At 76.2% G+C, this 17,197-nt stretch carries 13 protein-coding genes; 11 read left to right on the forward strand and 2 right to left on the reverse strand.

The window, feature by feature from the left end; all coding sequences use genetic code 11:
* The first annotated feature begins 68 nt into the window (after nucleotides 1-68).
* The 9 genes from ACH45N_RS10730 (at nucleotide 69) to ACH45N_RS10770 (ending at nucleotide 13,399) form a co-directional block, all read left to right on the forward strand.
* Nucleotides 69-833 (forward strand): SDR family NAD(P)-dependent oxidoreductase, encoded by a 765-nt coding sequence (locus tag ACH45N_RS10730; protein ID WP_397393444.1) that lies wholly within the window; start codon nucleotides 69-71, stop codon nucleotides 831-833.
* Nucleotides 830-2,776 carry a heparinase II/III family protein gene (locus ACH45N_RS10735; protein WP_397393446.1) on the forward strand — a complete coding sequence of 649 codons (1,947 nt, stop codon included), beginning with the start codon at nucleotides 830-832 and terminating at the stop codon, nucleotides 2,774-2,776. Before ACH45N_RS10730 ends, ACH45N_RS10735 begins: the two co-directional genes overlap by 4 nt.
* Nucleotides 2,769-4,850, forward strand: coding sequence for a heparinase II/III family protein (locus tag ACH45N_RS10740; protein WP_397393448.1), 2,082 nt, complete (start codon nucleotides 2,769-2,771; stop codon nucleotides 4,848-4,850). The genes ACH45N_RS10735 and ACH45N_RS10740 overlap by 8 nt, the downstream gene beginning before the upstream one ends.
* The gene (locus ACH45N_RS10745) at nucleotides 4,847-5,509 is read left to right on the forward strand and encodes a hypothetical protein (protein WP_397393450.1); all 663 of its coding nucleotides are present in this window, start codon (nucleotides 4,847-4,849) and stop codon (nucleotides 5,507-5,509) included. Before ACH45N_RS10740 ends, ACH45N_RS10745 begins: the two co-directional genes overlap by 4 nt.
* Nucleotides 5,506-6,882, forward strand: coding sequence for a GDSL-type esterase/lipase family protein (locus tag ACH45N_RS10750; protein WP_397393452.1), 1,377 nt, complete (start codon nucleotides 5,506-5,508; stop codon nucleotides 6,880-6,882). Before ACH45N_RS10745 ends, ACH45N_RS10750 begins: the two co-directional genes overlap by 4 nt.
* Nucleotides 6,883-7,019: 137 nt before the next feature.
* Nucleotides 7,020-9,512: a polysaccharide lyase 8 family protein gene (locus ACH45N_RS10755; RefSeq protein ID WP_397393454.1), complete on the forward strand. Its 2,493-nt coding sequence runs from the start codon at nucleotides 7,020-7,022 to the stop codon at nucleotides 9,510-9,512.
* Between the two features lie 94 nt (nucleotides 9,513-9,606).
* Nucleotides 9,607-11,190 carry a polysaccharide lyase 6 family protein gene (locus ACH45N_RS10760; protein WP_397393456.1) on the forward strand — a complete coding sequence of 528 codons (1,584 nt, stop codon included), beginning with the start codon at nucleotides 9,607-9,609 and terminating at the stop codon, nucleotides 11,188-11,190.
* A gap of 44 nt (nucleotides 11,191-11,234) precedes the next feature.
* Nucleotides 11,235-12,215 carry an acetylxylan esterase gene (locus tag ACH45N_RS10765; RefSeq protein ID WP_397393458.1) on the forward strand — a complete coding sequence of 327 codons (981 nt, stop codon included), beginning with the start codon at nucleotides 11,235-11,237 and terminating at the stop codon, nucleotides 12,213-12,215.
* Nucleotides 12,212-13,399 carry an MFS transporter gene (locus ACH45N_RS10770; RefSeq protein WP_397393460.1) on the forward strand — a complete coding sequence of 396 codons (1,188 nt, stop codon included), beginning with the start codon at nucleotides 12,212-12,214 and terminating at the stop codon, nucleotides 13,397-13,399. The genes ACH45N_RS10765 and ACH45N_RS10770 overlap by 4 nt, the downstream gene beginning before the upstream one ends.
* Before the next feature lie 7 nt (nucleotides 13,400-13,406).
* Here the strand turns inward: ACH45N_RS10770 and ACH45N_RS10775 are convergent, their stop codons facing one another.
* Nucleotides 13,407-13,817: a hypothetical protein gene (locus tag ACH45N_RS10775; RefSeq protein ID WP_397393462.1), complete on the reverse strand. Its 411-nt coding sequence runs from the start codon at nucleotides 13,815-13,817 to the stop codon at nucleotides 13,407-13,409.
* Between the two features lie 69 nt (nucleotides 13,818-13,886).
* Here ACH45N_RS10775 and ACH45N_RS10780 point away from each other — a divergent pair, with 69 nt between their 5' ends.
* On the forward strand, nucleotides 13,887-14,747 hold the full coding sequence (locus ACH45N_RS10780; protein WP_397393464.1) for an HAD family hydrolase: 861 nt from the start codon (nucleotides 13,887-13,889) through the stop codon (nucleotides 14,745-14,747).
* Nucleotides 14,748-14,839: 92 nt separating this feature from the next.
* Here the strand turns inward: ACH45N_RS10780 and ACH45N_RS10785 are convergent, their stop codons facing one another.
* Nucleotides 14,840-15,892, reverse strand: coding sequence for a hypothetical protein (locus ACH45N_RS10785; RefSeq protein ID WP_397393466.1), 1,053 nt, complete (start codon nucleotides 15,890-15,892; stop codon nucleotides 14,840-14,842).
* Between the two features lie 140 nt (nucleotides 15,893-16,032).
* On the opposite strand from ACH45N_RS10785, the gene ACH45N_RS10790 reads away from it, so the two are divergent.
* Nucleotides 16,033-17,181 carry a serine hydrolase domain-containing protein gene (locus tag ACH45N_RS10790; protein ID WP_397393468.1) on the forward strand — a complete coding sequence of 383 codons (1,149 nt, stop codon included), beginning with the start codon at nucleotides 16,033-16,035 and terminating at the stop codon, nucleotides 17,179-17,181.
* The last annotated feature ends 16 nt before the right edge of the window (nucleotides 17,182-17,197 follow it).

Raw genomic sequence — 17,197 nt, forward strand, 5'->3', positions numbered from 1 at the left:
ACCACGTGACACGGGGGCACCGGACGACACGCGGCAGGGCGCCGCGTGCCGGAGAGAGAGGACTGCAGATGGCGATGGACATGACGGACGTACGGGTGCTCGTGACGGGCGCGGGGCACGGCATCGGCCGGGGGATCGCCCTGGCCCTGGCGGCCGCGGGGGCCGACGTCGTGGTGCACCACGGGAGCTCGGCCGACGCGGCCGCGCAGACCGTGGCGGACATCGAGGCGCTGGGCCGCAAGGCCGTGGCGGTGCGCGCCGACGTGACGGTGACCGAGGACGTCGACCGGCTCGTCGCCGAGGCCGTGGCGTTCCTGGGCGGGCTCGACGTGGTGGTCTGCAACGCGGGGCACCTGATCGGCCGCGTGCCGGTGGCCGAGATGAGCGACGAGCACTACGCCTCCGTCGTGGACGTCAACCTCGGCGCGACGTTCCGCACCTGCCGGGCGGCCATCCCGCACCTGCTGGAGTCGGACCGCCCCCGGATCGTCGCGATGTCCTCGCTCGCGGCGCACAACGGCGGCGGCCCCGGGTCGGTCGTCTACGCGGCGGCGAAGGCGGGCATCCGCGGCTTCGTCAAGGGCCTCGCCAAGGAGCTGGGCGCCCAGGGCGTCACGGTCAACGCCGTCGCCCCGGGGTACATCGCGGACACCGCGTTCCACGGCACGTTCAGCACCGCCGAGGCCCAGCAGAAGATGGTCGCCGGCACCCCGGTGGGCCGGCCCGGGCACGTGGACGACGTCGCCGCCGCCGTGCTGTACCTCGCCTCCCGTGAGGCGTCGTACATCACGGGCACCACGCTCGACGTCGACGGCGGGACCTGGCCGCGATGACCTCCCTGGCCCCGGAACACACCGTCTCCGCCGGGCTGCCGCGCGAGCGCGGCGGCTGGTGGCACAACTTCGTCTGCCCGGCGCACGGCACGGAGCTCTCCCACGAGGGCATCCCGGGTCCCGTGCCGCCCGCGGGCGGGGTGCGCTGTCCGCACGGCTGCCGGGTCGACTCCGAACCCGTGCGCGGCGCCTGGCTGGTGCTGAGCCACCAGGCGTGGGCGCGGCGGATCCGGGTGCTCGCGCACCGCGCCGCCCGCACGGGTTCGGACGCCGACCGGGCCGAGGCCGTCGCGCTGCTCGCGGCGTACGCCGACGTCTACGCCGAGGTCACCGGCGGCGGCGAGCACGAGCGGGCGCAGGACTGGATGCTCCGGGGCCGGCTGTTCCACCAGGCGCTGACCGACGCGATCTGGTCCGTCTCGATCGGGCACGCCGTGTGGTCGCTCGCCGAGTCGGCACCGGAACGCGCCGCGGACCTGCGCCCGGTGCTCCCGGTGCTCGACGCGACCGCCGAGGCGGCGCGCGCGGCCCGTGACCGGCTCGTGGGCGAGGGCCGGTTCACGTCGAACTACACGGCCTGGCTGAACGCCGCCGGCCGGGTGTGCGCGCGGGCCGCGGCCCTGGTGCGGGCGGGCGGCGGCGCGGTCGAGGCCGCCGCGCCGTCGTCCCCGGCCGACGACGAGTGGCTGGCCGGGGAGCACGGGCAGCTCGCCCACGCGCTCGCCGCGACCACCCGCGGCGGCTGGGAGTGGGAGGCCAGCACGTACTACCACGGCTTCGTGCTGCGGGCCTACCTGCTGTCCCTGCGCGGGACCGACCCGGCCGACCTGCCGGCCGCGGCCCGGGACCGGCTCGTCGCGATGGTCGACGTGCTCGCGGGCCTGGCCACCGACGACGGCATCCTGCCCGCCGTCCACGACGGCCCCTACACCCGCCCGGCCCTCGCGCTGGAGTGGACGGAGCTGTGCGCGCTCGCCGACGGGTTCGTGGCGGACGCCGGGCTCGCGGCCGTCGCCGCCCGGGCCCGCGGAGAAGCGTCCGGTCCCGGGACGGCCGAGGGCGACCCGCTGGCGGACGAGCTGCGGAGCCTGCCCGGCGGCTGGTTCGCCGGCGCGCCCCTCGCGGTCGCCCGCCCGGCCCGCCCGGCCGTGAGCCTCGACGAGGAGGTGGGGATCGCCGTCGTGCGCGCCGCGGGGATCCACGCCGTGCTCGACCACGGGCCGCACGGCGCGGGCCACGGGCACCACGACAAGCTGGCGCTGCACCTCTACGGACGCGGGACCCCGTGGCAGCCCGACCCCGGGCAGGTGCCCTACGGGCACCCCGCGTGGCGCGACCACTACCTGTCGGCCGCCGCGCACCCGTGCGTGCGGGTGGACGACGGCGACCCCGCCGAGGCGACCGGCCGCCTGCTCGACCGCGACGAGCGGTCGCTCACCGTCGAGGTGCGCGGCGACGCGACGTCCTGGTACGACGGCGTCCGGGCGCTGCGCCGGCTCGTGGTCGGCGACGGCTACCTGCTCGACGTCGTGGTCGCGACCGCGGACCGGCCCCGGCGGCTGACGCTGGGGCTGCGGCCCGACGTCCCGCTGGAGGTGCGGCTCGACGGCGACGTCGTGCGCACCGCGTGGGGCGGCGCGGAGCGGCTCGACGGCGTCCACGCCGCGCGGGCCGCCGGGACGGACGGGCCGGTGGCCGTGCGGGCCGTCGTCCGCCCGGGGCCCGGGCCCGCCGACGACCCGCAGCGCGAGCGCGCCCACGTCGACTGGACGGCGCACGACGCGACGTCGGCGCTGTGGGTGTCCGTCTACCGGGCCGGTGCTGCCGTGGGCGACGTGCCCGACGGCGTCGAGCTGGTCCTGGACGCGACCGAGATCCGGGTGCGGCGCGCCGACGGCGTGGTGGACGTGCACCCGCTGCCCGGGGAGGCGAGCGATGACTGACACGGACCTGGGCCCGGCCGCGCTCGACGCGGCGGGAGGAGCGGGCGCGCCGCCCCGGCTCCTGCTCGACGACGCACGCCTCGCCGACCTGCGCTCCCGGCTCGACGGCGACCTGGCGCCCCGGTGGCGCCGGCTCGCCGAGCAGTGCGACCTGTACCGGCGCACCGCGCCGCCGACGGAGCACCCGCTCGCGAGCATCACCTACCTGGGCCCGGCCGCCGCGAACCTGGCGCTGGCCTACCGGCTCACGGGGCAGCGGCACTACCTGGAGGAGGCGTGGCGCTGGATCTCGGCGGCCGTGTCCTTCGAGCACTGGGGCCGGGCGCACCTGCCCGACCACGACCTCGACGCCGGGTGGCTGCTGCACGGGCTGTCCCTGGCGTACACCTGGCTCGGGGACGACCTCGGGCCGGAGCGTTCCCGGCTGCTGCGCGCCAAGCTCGCCCTCCAGGGCGAGCGGCTGTACGACTTCGCCGTGGCGAACGAGGGCTCCTGGTGGAGCAGCTCGTACTGGCAGAACCACCACTGGATCTGCCACACGGGCCTCGCGACCGTGGGCTACGCGCTCGGCGAGCGCGCCTGGACGGAGCGGGCCAAGGACGCGTTCGCCACCGTCGTCGACGTGCTGCCGGCGGACGGCTCCGACATGGAGGGCGTCGTCTACTGGCGGTACGGCGTGCCGTGGCTCGCGACCTACCTCGACCTGCTCCAGCACGCCGAGGGCGTCGACTGGTGGGACCGTTGCCGGTTCCTGGCGCACACCTTCTGGTACCGGCTGCACCAGGCCGCGCCCGGTTACGAGGAGATCGTGGACCACGGCGACTGCCACGACCGGCGCTCCGGGCACAGCGTGGCGCTCTACCGGATCCTCGCCGCGCGGTACGGGATCGGGGAGGCGCAGTGGCTCGCCGACACCGTCGCCGACCGGTTCTTCTGGCGCGAGGCGTACGAGAGCGGCGTCCGCCCGGGCGTGCTGCCCGAGGCGTGGGCCGAGCTGCTCTGGTACGACGCCGCCGTCGAACCCGTGGACCCGGCGACCACCGTCTCGCCGCAGGCCGCGTTCGAGGACCTCGGCCTGCTGGTGCACCGCACCTCCTGGGGCGACGACGCGACGCTGCTCTCGTTCAAGTCGTCGCCGGGCGGCGGCCGGACGGCGTGGGAGACCTCGCGCCGCCTCGACGCCGAGCGCGGGTGGGACACCCTCAGCGCCGGCCACCACCATCCCGACGCCGGCTCGTTCGTGCTCGCCTCGCGCGGCGCATGGCTGCTGGTCGACGAGGGCTACTCGAACCGCAAGCGCGCGGGCCACCACAACCTCGTGCTGGTGGACGGCCAGGGTTTCGCGGGGGAGGGCCGGTACCACGTCTACGCGGACGCGCCCCCGACCCGCACGGCGGACATGGTCGACGTCCTGGCCGAGGGTGGGTTCCTGCACGGCCGGGCCCGGACCGGGCGCATGTACCCGGAGGAGCTCGGGGTCGAGAGCCTGGAGCGGACCGTGGCCGTGCTGCCCTCGGGGCGCGTGGTCGTGGTGGACCGGGGGCGGGCCGCGCAGCCGCGGTCGTGGACGCTGCTCTTCCACGCCGACCACCCGGCCGAGGAGGTCGCGCCGGGGCCGGACGACGCCGGCGCCGTCCGGCACGTGCTGCGCAACGGCCGCGCTGGAGCGTGGCTCACCACGTACGCCCCGGGTGCGGCGGGCGCGACCTCGGTGGAGCGGGTCGTCACGGACGTCGAGGCCAACCCCACCTCCAGCACGCCCGACCTCGTGGTCACGCGCCGGATGCACACCCTGCGCGTGACGCCGCCCGCGGCGCGCGACCTGCTCGCGGTGACCGTGATCGAGCCGTTCGACGCCTTCCGCACCGGTCGCGCGACCGGAGCCGGCGGCGCCAGCGGTCCGGTGGCGCGGCTGCTGCCGGCCCGCGCCGGGGTGGCGGTCGACCTCGGCGCGGGGGAGCGGGCCTACCTCGCCGGTCCGGAGGGCGAGATCGACGCCGAGGGCGTGCGCGTCCAGGCCCGGGCCGTGCTGGCCGCGGGCGAGGTCACACGCGTGCTCGGGGCGGACACATGACCGCCGCCGCCCCGGCGCAGGTGCGCCCCGACGGCTCCCGCCAGTGGTCCCGCACGCTCGTCGGCTGGCTGGAGTGGCTCGCGCACCCCGTGCTCGCGGGCGCGGCGTTCGCCGTCCTGTGCGTCGGGGTGGTCACCTGGCTCCCCGCGCTCGCGGCGACGGCGCACGCGCTGCGCGCCTGGCGGACCGAGGGCGAGACCCGCACGTTCACCGGCGTCTTCCGGGCCTTCGGCACGTACCTGCGGCCGCTGCTGGGCCACGCGGTCGCCTCGACCGCCGGGCTGGCCCTGCTGGTGGTCGACGTCGTCTTCCTCACCGGGCGGACCGGCCCCGCCGCCGTCGTCCTCGTGCTGCTCGCGCTGGGGCTGCTGCTCGTGGCCGTGCCCTACCACCTGGCCCTCGCCGTCGTGGCGGGCGCGGACCCCGCGGGCACCGCGCGCGGCTGGGTCGGGGACGCGCTGTGGCTGGCGTTCGGCTCGGTGGCGCGGGGGACGGCGCTGCTGGGCGCCGTCGTCGCGACGCCGGTCTTCTCCCTGGTGATCCCGGCCGGACCGCTGCTGCTGTCCGCGAGCGTGCCCGTGCTGGTGGGGCTCGTGATCCTCGACCAGACCGTGGCTCCTGACCAGGCCGTGGTTCCCGACCGTACGGAGGACGCATGACCGGCACCGCCCCGCTCGCCCGCCGCACCCTGCTCACGGGAGCCCTTGCCTCGACCGGCGCCCTGCTGGCCGGCTCCGCTCTGGCCGGCCCCGCCGTCGCCGGCCCGCGCCCCCTGCCGTACGCCGGACCGGCGTCGGGAGCGGGCAGCCGCCGCGCCGCCTGGGTGCCGTCATGGGCCACCGCCCACACTCGTCCGACGGCGACCGACCCCCTCGTCCAGGCCGGCGTGACCGACCGGACCGTCCGGCACGTGCTGCGCCTCAGCGCGGGGACGGCGCCGGGCGGAGCAGCCGACGCGGCCCGGCCGGGGCGACTGCGGGTCCGCCTCGCGGGGACCTTCTCGGACCGGCCCACGCTGGTGGGCGCGGTGACCGTGGCCCGCCGCGCCCCCGGGCTCGCCGGGGCCGGGCCGGGCGTCGACCCGGCGACCGTGACCCCCGTGACCTTCGGCGGCGCGAGCGGCGGCCTCCTCGCTGCCGGCGCGACGCTCGTCAGCGACCCCGTGACCCTCGCCGTGCCCGATCGCGGCGACCTCGTGGTCAGCCTGCACCTGCCCGGGCCGACGGGGAGCCTGAGCTTTCATCGCAACGTCCACGCGACCGGCTACGTCGCCGCGGGGGACCGGACGGCGGACGCGGGCGACGCCTTCGCCGCGCAGGGCGCGGTCACGACCCGGTCGGCGGTGCTCCTGTGCGGCGTCGACGTCGAGCGCCCGGGTGTTCCCGGCGTCGCCGTGCTGGGCGACTCGATCACCGAGGGCGTCGGCACGCCCGACGACGCCGACCAGCGGCTCACCGACCACCTCGCACTGCGACTCGCGGAGCGGGGTGGGCCGGTCGGTGTCGCGAACCTGGGCATCAGCGGCAACCGGGTGCTGCTCGACGACGAGCGCTTCGGGCCGAGCGGCCAGGCGCGCCTCGACCGGGACGCGCTGGCGCTGCCCGGCGTGGACACGCTGCTCGTGGTGCTCGGCGTCAACGACCTGCAGCAGCCGCCCAGCCAGACCGACCCCGAGGTGATCCTCGCCGGGTACCGGCAGCTCGTGCTGCGCGCCCGCGACCGGGGCCTGCGCGTGGTCGGCACCACGATCACGCCCTTCGGCGGCTGGCAGCGCTGGACGCCGGCCCTGGAGGACGAGCGGCGGTACGTCAACGCCGCACTGCTCGCCGGGGCAGGCGACGCGGGCGGGCACAGCGGGCGGTCCGACGCCGGGGCGTTCGACGCCGTGGCCGACCTCGCCGCCGCGCTCGCCGACCCCGCGCACCCGGCCCGGCTGCTGCCCGCGTACGACAGCGGCGACGGCCTGCACCCGAGCCCCGCCGGCGCGGCGGCGCTGGCGGCGGCGATCGACCGTCGCACGCTGCTGGGCTGACCCACCCCGACTCCGCCCGTCCCCGCGACGGGCGGGTGCCGCGCGCCCGCGCGCGGCCGATGCACCGCACCGCACCGCACCACAGCACCACCGCACTGCCTCGACGACGAACCAGCTCAACGACGAGAGGGACCGTGATGGACAACGACACCGCACCCGAGGGCTCCGGCCCGACCCGGCGCACCGTGCTCTTCGGCCTGGGCGCGCTCGCGGGCGTGGCCGCCCTGGCGCCATATGCCGCCCTGCCCGCCCGCGCGCTGCCCGCGGCCACGACCACGGAGCTGGTCGAGCGCTGGGCTGTGCTGCAGACCGGCGGCCCGGGGCTGGACCTCGCCGACGCCCACGTGGCGGCCGCCGTCCGGCGCGTGGACCGGGCGGCGACCACCGTGCTGACCACGCTCGACCGGTCCGCGGGGCGCACGGCCCTGTGGGCCGACCTCGCCGACCGGACCCGGTCCACCAATGTGACCACGACCTTCAAGCGGCTGCGCTCGATCGCGGTGGCCTGGGCGACGCCCGGCACCTCGGTCGCGGGCGACCCGGCGGTCGCGGAGGCGGTGGCGGACGGCCTCGGCTGGATGCACGACAACATCTACGGCCCCGGCCTGCCGCGCTTCGACAACGACTGGGACTGGGAGATCGGCTCCGCCTCGGCCCTGGTCGACACCCTCGTGGTGCTGCGCGAGCACCTCGGCGCCGACCTCGCGCGCTCCACGGCCGCCGTCCACCACTACACGCCCGACCCGAACCTGTGGCGGGCCGACCGGCAGATCGCCACGGGCGCCAACCGGGTGTGGATCGCCACCGTGGTCGCCGTCCGCGCCGCGCTCGACGGCGACGGCGCCGCCCTGCTCCGGGTCCGCGACGCCCTGAGCGACGTCGAGGGCGGGGGCGCCAACAGCGTGCTCGCCTTCGTGGACGACACGGCCGCCGCGGCGGGCACGGGGGAGGGCTTCTTCCGGGACGGCTCGTTCCTGCAGCACTGGAAGCACCCGTACAACGGCGGCTACGGCAAGGAGCTGCTCGGCACCCTGTCCTCGCTGCTGCACCTGCTGGGCGACTCGCCGTGGCAGGTCACCGACCCGGCCCTGGCCAACGTCTACGCGTGGGTGACCGACGGGTTCGACCCGCTCATGGTGCGTGGCGACGTCGTCGCCTCGGTGTGCGGGCGGGAGATCGCGCGCCCGAGCAAGCAGGGCCACGCCTCGGCGCAGACGGTGGTCGAGGGCACGCTGCGGCTCATCCCGTCCGCCCCGGCGGCGCACGCCGCTACCCTGACGGCCCTGGTCGCGCAGTGGATCGCCGAGGACACCTACCGCGACTTCCTCGCGGGGACCACGCCCGCGTCCGTCGTCGCAGCCAAGGCGCTGCTGGCCGCGGGGCCGACGCCGCGCGGGCCGCTCGTCGCGCAGCACCAGTACCCGGCCATGGACAAGGTGGTGCACCACCGCCCCGGCTTCGCGGTCAGCGTCAGCGCGTACTCCGCCCGCGTGTACAACTACGAGTCGATCCAGAACGAGAACCTGCACGGCTGGCACCTGTCCGACGGCATGGTGCTGCTGTACACGGACGACCTGGGGCACTACAGCGAGGACTACTGGCCGACCGTGGACCCGTACCGCCTGCCCGGCACCACCGTGGACACCGTGCGTCGCGCCGACGGGTCGGACCACCGGGCCACGAACGACGCGACCTGGGTGGGCGGCGCGACCCTGCCCGGCACCACGCTGGGCAGCTACGGGCAGGACCTGCGCGCGCAGGGCTCCGACCTGCGGGCGTACAAGAGCTGGTTCCTGCTCGACGACGTCGTGGTCTGCCTCGGCTCCGGCATCACGGCGCCGGGCGCCGCGGGCGCCGAGACCGTGGTGGAGAACCGTAAGCTGCGCGCCGGCGCCGCCCTCGTGGTCGACGGCGTGGACCAGCACGTCACCCCCGGCTGGTCCGCGACCCTGGACGACGTGCGCTGGTGCCACCTCGCTGGGACGTCCGGCTACGTCTTCCCCGACGGCGCCACCCTGCGCGCGCTGCGTGAGGACCGCACTCACACCTGGCGCGAGATCAACGTCAAGTACGGCACCGACACCCCCGTGACCCGCCCGTACCTGACCGCCTGGCTCGACCACGGCGCCGCGCCCGCCGACGCCACCTACGCCTATGTGCTGCTGCCCGCGGCGTCCCCGGAGGAGACGCGCCTCTTCTCCGCGGCGTGCGGGACGGCGGACGGGCTGCGAGTGCTCGCGCAGGACGCCGCGGCGCACGCCGTCGCGCTCGGCGGCACGGTCGCGGCGAACTTCTGGGGCGCGGGCCGGGTCACCCTGGACGGCGCGGCGGCGGCGCCCGGGGCCTCCGGCGCGCACCGGGCCGGGCTCGCCGGCGCCCTCCTGGCCGACGGCGCCGCGTCCGTCGTCCTGCACACCGAGCCGCCCGCCGGCGGGCAGCGGCCCACCCGCGTCGCGCTGAGCGACCCGACACAGACCCGGGAGCAGGTCGTGCTCGACCTGGAGGTGCCCGGGCTGACCCTCGTCGGTGCCGACCCGGGCGTGACCGTCACCCGGCGCGGCGCGGGCTGGCGGCTCGTCGCCGACGGCGTCACGCTGCGCGGCGCGACCGTGAGTGCGGAGTTCGTCTGAACCTGCCCGCCGTCTGAACCTGCCCGCGCCACCGACCCCGTCCGAAGCACTCCGTTCCAGCCCGATCCAGTCCGTCGATCCAGGAGGTAGCACCATGAACCTGCACTCCGTTCGATCCCGCTCGTGGGCCCGCCGTGCCGCCGTCACCACGGCCCTCGGCCTCGCGCTCGCGTCCGCCGCCGTCGCGGCGCCCGCGGGCGCGGGCCCGGTCACCGCGGGCCCGTTCACCGCGGGCCCGGTCACCGCCGGCCCGGCGTCGGCCGCCGTCGCGCCGGGCCTGGAGACCGCCGCCCGTGCCGCCGCCGACCCCGCCCCGCTGCGCACCGTCCGGGTGAGCACCAGCGCGGAGCTGGCGGCCGCGTTCGCCGGCGCCGTCGCGGGCAACCGCATCGTGCTCGCCGACGGCGAGTACTCGATGGTCAAGCTGGCCGACAAGGCCGGCACCGAGGAGCACCCGGTCGTGATCGAGGGCGCCACGCTCGGCGGCGCCGTCGTCACCGGCGGCCAGCTCGAGGTCACGCGGTCGCACCACGTCGTGGTGCGCGGACTGGCCTGGCGCAACGCCGCGACGCTCAAGATCGAGGCGTCCACGAACGTGCGCCTGACCCGGAACGACTTCCGGCTCGCGTTCGTGCCCCCGGCCGACCCCGCCTCCGCGCGGCACTGGGTGTCGATCGCGGGGGAGGGCAGCGGCCACCACCGCGTCGACCACAACGCGTTCGCGGGCAAGACCGTGCTGGGCAACTACGTCACCGTCTACGGCGGCGCGACCCAGATCTCGCAGCACGACCGGATCGACCACAACTACTTCGCGGACAGCCCGGCCCAGCCCGTCAACGGCGGCGAGGCGATCCGCCTCGGCGTCTCCGCGCTGTCGGACTCCAGCTCGTTCGCGGTCGTGGAGCACAACCTGTTCGAGAACTGCGACTCCGACCCGGAGATCGTCTCGCTGAAGAGCGACGACAACACCGTCCGGTACAACACGTTCCGCACCTCGGCCGGCTCCGTCGTCGCCCGCCGCGGGGACCGCAACGCCATCCACGGCAACGTGTTCCTCGGCGGGGGCAAGGCCGGCACGGGCGGGGTGCGCCTCTACGGCGACGACCAGCGCGTGCACGACAACTACTTCGAGGGGCTCGCGGGCTCCGGCTACACGGCGGCGCTCCAGGTCGACGGCGGGGACGTGGACGGGTCGGGCTCCACCTCGGGGCACTGGCGCGTGCACCGGGCGACGATCGTGCACAACACGTTCGTCGACAACGTGTCGAACGTCGAGCTCGGCGCCAACTACGTCTACCCGCCCGCCGACGTGACCCTCGCGAACAACGTGGTGGTCGGCTCCACCGGGCGGCTGTTCGCCGAGCACAAGGCGACCGACGGACTGACCCTCGCCGGCAACATCGCCTACCCGCAGGGCAGCGCGACCCTCGGCATCGCGGCCCAGCCCGGCCAGATCCGGGTCGCGGACCCGCTCCTGGTCCGGTCGGGCGGCCTCTGGCGGCTGCGCCAGGGCCCCGCCGTCGACGCCGCCGTGGGTACGTACTCCTTCGTCGTCGACGACCTGGACGGGCAGCCGCGCGACCAGCGCCCCGACGTCGGGGCGGACGAGGTGTCGACCGCACCCGTGCTGCGGCACCCCCTGACGGCATCCGACGTCGGGCCGCTCGCGGACCTCTGACCACCTGACCGCTCGACCTACCCCACCCCACCCGGAGGAGATCCATGGCCCTCTTCGACAAGCCGCTCGACGAGCTGCGCGCCTACCACCCGCAGCCCGAGGAACCGGCGGACTTCGACGCGTTCTGGAAGCAGACGCTCGACGCCGCCGCGGCCGTCGCGACCGAGCCCGTCACCGTGCCGTACGACGCCGGGCTGGCGACCGTCGAGGTGCACGACGTGACCTTCTCCGGGTGGGCGGGGCAGCCCGTCAAGGCGTGGCTGCTGCTGCCGCGCCGGCGCACCGGGCCGCTGCCCGCCGTCGTGCAGTACATCGGGTACAACGGCGGGCGCGGCGTCCCGTGGGAGTGGCTCACCTGGAGCGCCGCCGGGTACGCGCACCTGGTCATGGACAACCGCGGGCAGGGCGGCGGCGGCAAGACGACGGCGGACACCCCCGACGTCGCGCCCGACGGGCACGGGTCCTCGTCGCCCGGGTTCCTCACGCGCGGCATCGAGGACCCCGCCAAGCACTACTACCGCCGCCTGATCACCGACGCCGTCCGGGCCGTGGACGCCGCCAGGCAGCTCCCCGACGTGGACCCCGAGCGGGTCGCCGTGCTCGGCGGCAGCCAGGGCGGCGGCCTCGCCCTCGCCGTCGCCGGACTGCGCGACGACCTGGCCGGGATGATCGCGGACGTGCCGTTCCTGAGCCACTACCGGCGCGCCTCCCAGATCACCGACCTCGGCCCCTACTCCGAGATCGCGCGCTGGCTCAAGGGCCACCGGTTCGAGATCGAGACGGCGATGCGCACGCTCTCCTACTTCGACGCCACGAACTTCGCCGCCCGCGCCCGCTGCCCCGGCTGGTTCTCCGTGGCGCTCATGGACAAGATCTGCCCGCCGTCCACCGTCTTCGCGGCCTACCACCGGTACGGCGGACCCGCGCAGATCGAGGTGTTCCCCTACAACGAGCACGAGGGCGGCGGCGCGTACGACACGCCCCGCAAGCTCGCGGCGCTCGCGGAGGTGCTCGGCCCCCGGTGACCTCCTCCGCCGGGTCGCCGTCCGCCGCGCCGCGCGTGCTGGTGGCCCTGTACGTCAACACGTTCGTCATGGCCACGGGCTTCTACCTGCTGGTCCCGCTGCTCGCCGTCCACCTCTCCGGACGGCTCGGCTTCGGGCTCGCGCTGGTGGGCCTGCTCGCGGGGATCCGCGCCGCCGCGCAGCAGGGGCTGCAGCTCCCCGCCGGGATGCTGGCCGACCGGTGGGGCGTGCGGCGCACCATCGTGGCCGGCGTGCTCGTGCGGGCTGCTGGCTTCGGCGCGCTGGCCCTCGCGACGACGCCGGTCGCGGTCGGCGCGGCCGGGCTCGCCATCGGGCTCGGCGGCGCGCTCTTCCACCCGGCGAGCTACGCGGCGTACGCCCGGCTCGGCAGCGCGCGGCCGGACGTCTTCGCCCGCCGGGAGGCGCTGAGCAACGCCGGGTTCGTCGTGGGCCCGCTGCTCGGCGGGCTGCTGGTCACCGCCGGGTTCGACGTGGTGTGCGCCGTGGCGGCGGCGCTGTTCCTCGCCGCCGCGCCGCTCACGTGGTGGGGGCTCGGGCGGGCGGTGGAACCGGGCCCGGCGGCGACGGCAGAAGACGCTCCCGCCCGCCCTGACCGAGGAGCCAGGCGCGACGCGCGCCGCGGGCTCGTCGTCCTGCTGCTGCTCAACGCGGGGTCGTGGGCGATCTTCACCCAGCTCCAGCTCGTGGTGCCGCTGCGGCTGGAGAGCGCGCTCGGCAGCAGCGTCGGCGTCGGGGCGGCGTACGCGGCGGCGGCCGTGCTCGTGCTCGCCACGACCGTGCCGGTCACCCGGTGGCTCCAGGCGAGGTTCCGCCTGCCCGTGGTGCTGGCGCTCGGCACCGGGACGATGGGCGCGGGGATCGCCCTGCTCGGCGGCGGCCCGGGGCTCGGGTCCCTGGTCGCGGGGATGACGGTGTTCACGCTCGGGCAGATGGTGTTCCAGCCGGCGATGAGCGCGATGGTCGCCGCGGGGGCGCCGGCGGGGTCCGTCGCTACCCGGTTCGGCGTCAACGGGCTCGCGCTCGCGCTGGGCGGCGTCGTCGGATCGTCCCTGGTCGGGGCGCTGCTGGCCGGGCCGCTCGCCGGCCCGGGCTGGGCGTGGGCGGGCTTCGCCGTGGCCGGCGTCCTGCTCGCGGCGGGGTACGCGCGGGCGCGGACCGGGTAGGGCCGGGCTACGGCGTCGTGCTCCGCGCCGCCCGACGGCGCTCCACGAGCCGGGTGAGCACGGCGACGACGGCGCCGCCGGCGAGGGTGCCCAGCAGCACGAGCAGGGCGCCGACGGCCCAGAGCCCGCTGTCGTCGGTCGCGCCCGCCTGGATGCTCCACGCCACCGTGAACGGCACGGCCACCGCGAGCACCGCGACCCACGCGGGGGCGGCCAGCGTGCCGACCACCACCAGGGCGATCAGCGCGAGCACGCACGCGATCACCTGGGGCGCCTCGTAGGGGCCGGTGACGTTCCCGGTCGCGGGATCGACGTCCTGGACGGTGTCCCGGCCCAGGAAGATCCACCATGCCACGACGGTCAGCACGACCACGGTGAGCGTGGTCAGGGTGGGAGAGGGCTGCTTCCGCGTCGTCATGCTCCCACCCTGCCCTTGATCCGTCCGAAAAGTGCTGTGACATCCCGGAGCGGGCCGCGTCTGAGGTACATGACACACACGACCGGCACCGTGACGTCGTCCTCCATCACCGACCTGCGGACGGCCCCCGTGGCCGCTCCCCACGAGAGCACCGTGACCCGCACCCTGGTCGCTCTCGACATCGACGGAACCCTCCTGGGGGCCGACGGGATCGTCCCGGCCGTGACCGTCGGAGCCGTCCAGGGGGTACGGAACTCGGGCCACCACGTGGTCCTCGCCTCGGGCCGGTCGCTGGTGGGGGTGCTCCCCGTCGCGGGGCAGCTCGGCATCGACCAGGGCTGGGCCGTCGCGTCCAACGGCGCGGTGGTCGCTCGCGTCGACGCCGCCCTGCCCAGCGGCTACCGGATCGAGACGATGCACTCGTTCGACGTCGAGCCGGTGGTCCGCCTCGCGCGCGCCGCCCTGCCCCCGGTCCAGGTCGGGGTGGAGGAGGTGGGCTGGGGGTACCGGGTCAACCGTGTCTTCGAGCGCGGGCTGGTCAACGGCGAGCAGCGCCAGGTCTCGGACACCGAGCTGTGGAACGTGCCGTCCGCCCGCGTGATCCTGCGCGGGGACGGCGTCCTGACCCTGCTGGAGCCGCTGCGCGCGCTGGGCGTGACGGCGACCCCCGCCGGACCCGACTGGGTCGACGTCACGCCGCGGTCCCTGAGCAAGGCGACGGCGCTCGAACTCATCCGCGAGCGGGTCGGGGTGGACCGGGGCGCAACCCTCGCGGTGGGGGACGGCGTCAACGACCTGGAGATGATCGCCTGGGCCGCGCGCGGCGTCGCGATGGGGCACGCCCCGGCGGTCGTGCGCGCCGCCGCGGACGAGGTGACCGGGCGGATCGAGGAGCACGGCGTGGTGGCGGTCCTGAGCACGCTGCGCTGACGTGCGAGTGGTCGTTACGCCTCGCAGAAGGTGTCGCGGTGCGGGAGGTCGCCGTTCTCGGGACCGGCCGACCGGGGCGGGTGCGACTCAGGTCACGCCCGAGGCCGGGCCATCCGTTCCTCGCGGAGCGCGACCTCGAGCGCCACGAAGGCGACCACGTCCAGGACGAGGCCGAACGCCGCCGTCCACCGCACGGCACGGAACACCAGGAGCTGCGTGAACAGGAGGCTCACGAGCACGGCCCGGCGCACCCAGACGGCACCCTGGAGGTGGTTGCGCCGGCCCACGACGACGCCGACGCCCAGCAGCACGACGGACACGCCCACGGCGGCGAGGATCGCGGCGCCCGTCCATGCCGGCACGCCGGCGACCTGCCCGGCCAGGACGCGCACGCCGACGGTCGCCTCCGCCGCGCCGACCGCCAGGAGCAGGACGACGACCAGCCACGCGGCCCATGCCCGGTCCACGAGCGCGTCCAGCCACCGGACGACCCCCCGGACCCCGGCGCGGACGGGGTCGGGCACGTCGGCGTCGTCGGCGGGAACGGTCTCGACCAGGTCGGCGACCAGGCGGGCGCCGGGCTCCCCGGCTCCCTTCGCGGCGAGCCCGCGGGCCTCGTCCCGCGCGGCGGGCGTGAACCCGCCGGCCAGGCCCGCGGCGAGCCGGTCGGCGGCCACGGCGAGGTACTCGGCGGGGTGGTGCGCCCGGCGGCCGTGCAGGCCCTCGACGACCAGCACCAGCACCACCGTGACGAAGTAGATGATGGCGGCGGTGGGGGCGTAGAAGTAGTCGTTGTCGGAGGTGACGAACTTGCCGACCTCGTCGATGAACAGCCCGAAGCCCACGCCGCCGAGCAGCGCGCCGAGCGAGCGCGGCACCGGGCCGACGTACGACAGCAGGAGCACCATCGCCAGGGCCATGAGGAGCCCGCCCCACAGCACGTGGGCGAGGTGCAGCCCGCCGCCGCCGATCTGCGGGTAGCCCGTCGCCGCCAGGTACGCCCGGGTGGCGAGCACGGTCACGACGCTCGCCACGAGGAACGTCACCAGGTGCCGCACCGCCGCCGTGTCGCGCGGCGCCCCGAGCCGCAGCAGGTGGCCGCGGCCCGCCAGGCCGCCCGTCCCGGTCGTGCGATCGTTCGTCATGCCGTCTCCCTCGGGCTGTCACCGGTCGCGCCGTCTCACGTGCATCCTTGCGCATCGTGCGGTCCGGGGGGCTACCCCTACCTCGATGAGGGTGGCCAGCCCGGCTGTGCCGGCGTCGGCCCGTCGATAGCGTCGCCGGCATGAGCATCGTGCACCGCCGCGCCGTCGCGGCCGCCACCCTCGTCTGCCTCGCGGCGTCCATGGGGTCCGCCGTCGCGGCCCCGAAGCTGCCCGCCCCGTCCGCGCCGCCACCCTCGACGGCGGCGCTGGTCCAGCAGGCCGAGCGGATCGTCGCGGCGGGCACGCCCGGGGTCGTCGTCGGGACGCGCGACGAGCGCGGCCGGCGGACCGTCGTCGCCGGGACCGGTGACCTGCGCACCGACCGGGCGCCCCGGCCGCACGGGCAGTTCCGCGTCGGCAGCGTCACCAAGTCGTTCACGGCCGCCGTCGTCCTGAGCCTCGTGGCGGACGGGCGGATCGAGCTCGACGCCCCGGTGGCCCGCTACCTGCCGGGGGTGCTGCCCTACGCCGAGCCGATCTCCGTGCGCGAGCTGCTGCAGCACCGCAGCGGCCTGTCCGACTACGGCGACGTCCTGTGGGCCAACCCGGAGCTCGTGGCGCGCTCCCGGTTCGCGGACCACGAGCCGGCCGAGCTCGTCGGGATCGCCGCCCGGGAGCCGCTCCAGGCCGATCCCGGAACGGAGTTCGGCTACTCCAACACCGACTACGTGCTGCTCGGCATGCTCGTGGAGCGCGTCACCGGGAACGACTACGCGGACGAGCTGGAGCGGCGGGTGCTCGGCCCGGCAGGTCTGCGGGACACCTACGTCTCCGGGCACCAGCCGTGGCTGCGCCGGCCGGCGATGCGCGGGTACGAGGCCGTGGGCCCGACGACGCGGCTGACCGACCTGACCGCGTACAACATGTCGGTCGCGCCGGCGAGCGGCGACATCGTGTCCACCACGGGCGACGTGAACCGCTTCTACGCGGCCCTGCTCGGCGGCCGCCTGCTCCCGGACCGGCTGCTGCGGGAGATGCGGGACGCCCTGCCGGCCTTCCCCGGGTTCGACTACGGCCTGGGGCTCGGCCGCACCGAGCTCTGCGGCCAGGAGGTCTGGGGTCACGTCGGCGGGGTGCCGGGGTACGGCACCTACAGCTTCACCGACCCGGACGGCGGTCGGCAGGTCACGGTCGCGGTGAACCAGGGGATGACCCAGAGCGCCGCGGCGGAGGACGCGGCCTACGCGCTCGTCGCGCTGGAGTTCTGCGGGGAACCTGCGGCCGGGTAGCCGCGCCGGGCCGGCC

Source organism: Promicromonospora sp. NPDC019610 (assembly GCF_044389365.1).
GTDB lineage: Bacteria > Actinomycetota > Actinomycetes > Actinomycetales > Cellulomonadaceae > Promicromonospora.

What these genes read in the sequence shown, in the direction of transcription:
- ACH45N_RS10745 (WP_397393450.1), top strand. Translation starts at nt 4,847, where the DNA reads ATGACCGCCGCCGCCCCGGCGCAGGTGCGCCCCGACGGCTCCCGCCAG.
- ACH45N_RS10730 (WP_397393444.1), top strand. Translation starts at nt 69, where the DNA reads ATGGCGATGGACATGACGGACGTACGGGTGCTCGTGACGGGCGCGGGG.
- ACH45N_RS10735 (WP_397393446.1), top strand. Translation starts at nt 830, where the DNA reads ATGACCTCCCTGGCCCCGGAACACACCGTCTCCGCCGGGCTGCCGCGC.
- ACH45N_RS10780 (WP_397393464.1), top strand. Translation starts at nt 13,887, where the DNA reads ATGACACACACGACCGGCACCGTGACGTCGTCCTCCATCACCGACCTG.
- ACH45N_RS10755 (WP_397393454.1), top strand. Translation starts at nt 7,020, where the DNA reads ATGGACAACGACACCGCACCCGAGGGCTCCGGCCCGACCCGGCGCACC.
- ACH45N_RS10775 (WP_397393462.1), bottom strand. Translation starts at nt 13,817, where the DNA reads ATGACGACGCGGAAGCAGCCCTCTCCCACCCTGACCACGCTCACCGTG.
- ACH45N_RS10785 (WP_397393466.1), bottom strand. Translation starts at nt 15,892, where the DNA reads ATGACGAACGATCGCACGACCGGGACGGGCGGCCTGGCGGGCCGCGGC.
- ACH45N_RS10760 (WP_397393456.1), top strand. Translation starts at nt 9,607, where the DNA reads ATGAACCTGCACTCCGTTCGATCCCGCTCGTGGGCCCGCCGTGCCGCC.
- ACH45N_RS10790 (WP_397393468.1), top strand. Translation starts at nt 16,033, where the DNA reads ATGAGCATCGTGCACCGCCGCGCCGTCGCGGCCGCCACCCTCGTCTGC.
- ACH45N_RS10740 (WP_397393448.1), top strand. Translation starts at nt 2,769, where the DNA reads ATGACTGACACGGACCTGGGCCCGGCCGCGCTCGACGCGGCGGGAGGA.
- ACH45N_RS10765 (WP_397393458.1), top strand. Translation starts at nt 11,235, where the DNA reads ATGGCCCTCTTCGACAAGCCGCTCGACGAGCTGCGCGCCTACCACCCG.
- ACH45N_RS10750 (WP_397393452.1), top strand. Translation starts at nt 5,506, where the DNA reads ATGACCGGCACCGCCCCGCTCGCCCGCCGCACCCTGCTCACGGGAGCC.